A 1,590-nucleotide genomic window follows, 5' to 3' on the forward strand; every position below is an offset into this window, starting at 1 on the left:
AGCTACACGATACGTTCCCCGACCTCGAAAAGAGAATGAAAGCTCTCATAAACAAAAAAGTAGTGAGAAACATGGAGGACGCAGCGTACTTTTTAGGTGTCGTCTCTCTCTACAACCCGCACATCACTGAAGCATTTTCAATGCTAGAAGAGCATGGCAGGCGAGCAGTTCTTCTCAACACAGAAGCAAAGAGTGCTCGCGTCCCATGGGAGGGCATCTACCGCGAACAACTCAAAAATTGGAAAAAAAACAGGGGCGAGTACCGATCGAGCACCACTAATCTTGAACGCTTGTGCTGGTTGCATCCCCAAAAAAAAGAAAGCTATGAGCAGTGGAACAGAGGCCCCGACATTGACCCGCCATGGCCGTGATGCTATGGCTGTGATGGCAACGAAGCGCGCTAGGAAGCGAAGCACCACCTCGACGAAGAAACCACGACACACAACCTTCTTTTGAACTGCTACTCCCGACGCGTTATTGACAAGCACAAGCCAGAACACAGACGCCCCCGCCAAAACAACAAAAACAGCAGCCTCGCCGGCGCCGGAACGAAAAAGCAAGCAACCGCAATCAACAAAAAATAGCTCTTAAAAAAAAACATTTAAATAAGAGCAATCCCGAAACGTTCAACATGGACGTCGGCCTTTTCGTCTTGCTCGGGTTCTTGGCCTTAGCTGCTTTTGTCGTGTTTTACTCGATTTACCAAAGAAAACAAACAGAAAAACGCTTCGTTCAAATCGCTCAAGAGCTAGGATTCAGCTACCTCCCCCGAGACGTTGGCGGTTCCGGTTCTGGTTTTGCAGCCTCCACTCTCGGCCGAAATCTCCTCTCAAGAGGGATGGGCGATCGCATAGAAATCCTCGACGTGCTCGAAGGAGACCTGAAAGGGCGGCATTGGAAATTCTACACCTTGCAAGAAACACGCGTCTCGTACCGTTCACCAACGTACTCCAGAGGAAAGGGAAGGCAGAACACTCCACAAAGAGAGGAGCACACCACCCAAAAACCCATCCTCGAAATCACCTCCCCGAAGCTCAAGCTGCCCTACTTCACCTTGGGTCCTGAATTCTGGTTTAGCAGGATAGGTGACGCCATCGCATCCAAATTCGGCGGCGGAGAAATTGACTTTGAAAGCGACCCCGACTTCTCCTCCTCGTTCCAACTCAAAGGACCAGATAGTGAAACCCTGCGCAGCCTCTTCTCACCCAACGTGAGACAAGCATTCCTCCACGTAAAATCCTACAATTTCGCCTTTGAGGCAGGAGGATCAACGCTGAAGGTCCAAGCCATTAAATCATGGGACCCCGCCGAAATCAAGACGATTATTGCTCAAATAGAAGGAGTCGTTGAGGCATTGGAGCAAGAAACGTTCAAGGAAGGCGACGGCGGCGGTGACGTTCCACCCTCTCCAGCCCAGTAAACTCCCATTCCGTTCTTACATTCCTCTGAAATCCATAACGCCGTAGTCGTCACGTCTAAGGATGAGAAATATATAATAATCACTGCTTTTGCTGGATTGCAAAACAAGCTCGATCACAGCTTTAATATGATGAGATTCGTATACCCTTGTTTTTTCTTTTCTATTACTCC

The 1,590-nt window shown here is 49.1% G+C and carries 2 protein-coding genes; both read left to right on the top strand.

Annotated elements, in window-relative coordinates; all coding sequences use genetic code 11:
* Positions 1 to 371, top strand: a 371-nt coding sequence (locus D6783_05230) for a hypothetical protein (protein RME52317.1), incomplete at its 5' end; no start/stop codon positions are given.
* A gap of 260 nt (positions 372 to 631) precedes the next feature.
* A complete protein-coding gene (locus D6783_05235) occupies positions 632 to 1,420 on the top strand; it encodes a hypothetical protein (protein ID RME52318.1) in 789 nt (262 codons plus the stop codon).
* The last annotated feature ends 170 nt before the right edge of the window (positions 1,421 to 1,590 follow it).

Source organism: Candidatus Woesearchaeota archaeon (genome assembly GCA_003694805.1).
Taxonomy (GTDB): Archaea; Nanobdellota; Nanobdellia; order Woesearchaeales; family J110; genus J110.

What these genes read in the sequence shown, in the direction of transcription:
- D6783_05235 (RME52318.1), top strand. Translation starts at nt 632, where the DNA reads ATGGACGTCGGCCTTTTCGTCTTGCTCGGGTTCTTGGCCTTAGCTGCT.